Raw genomic sequence first — 523 nt, 5'->3', positions numbered from 1 at the left:
ATGGCCGAATCAGAACGGCCGCCTGTGGGTTACAGTGGCGGTTTTCCGATTGCTTCGCGTCGTTCGTTCGCAAGCATCTTGGCGGCAGTCATCGCCATCAGCAGAGACACGAAGACCTTTTCTTGGCCGTCTTCGATTGCGACTCGCATGATTGTCAACATGTCGCCAATCGTCAGCCCGGTATCAATCATCTCGTGCAGATCAAACACGGCTTGCATCGCGTCGATCTGTGGTTCCGTGAACTGGTCGAGTGTGTAGCTCATTCTAGGCATCCTGAAGATTGTTCGATGGTGGGAGAAAAGCAACTTCCCCGGACGGTGAAATCCGAGGAAATCGCGATCTGAAGACCGTCCCGAAGTATGGTCGATCGCAAGTGTGGTTTACTCTCTTCGGCGAACCCACACCGTGACACTGTATCACGCTCCTTCGCCCGCCCCAGCCCCAGACGGGACCGCTGTGAGGAAGTTGCCTACTCACAGGATGGCGTATTCAGGCCGGAACTACGCAGCGGCTGGACTGCTCC

At 56.0% G+C, this 523-nt stretch carries 1 protein-coding gene; it reads right to left on the bottom strand.

The genetic code is table 11. The features are described 5' to 3' along the window. Nucleotides 1–29: 29 nt before the first annotated feature. Nucleotides 30–263: a hypothetical protein gene (locus tag AC3DEV_RS16735; RefSeq protein ID WP_488372822.1), complete on the bottom strand. Its 234-nt coding sequence runs from the start codon at nucleotides 261–263 to the stop codon at nucleotides 30–32. Between the last annotated feature and the right edge of the window lie 260 nt (nucleotides 264–523).

The organism is Dietzia sp. IBK-p2-15D, from assembly GCF_057773105.1.
This window is presented reverse-complemented; position numbering and strand designations above follow the sequence as displayed.

Coding starts and splice junctions, on each gene's coding strand:
- AC3DEV_RS16735 (WP_488372822.1), bottom strand. CDS start 263: ATGAGCTACACACTCGACCAGTTCACGGAACCACAGATCGACGCGATG.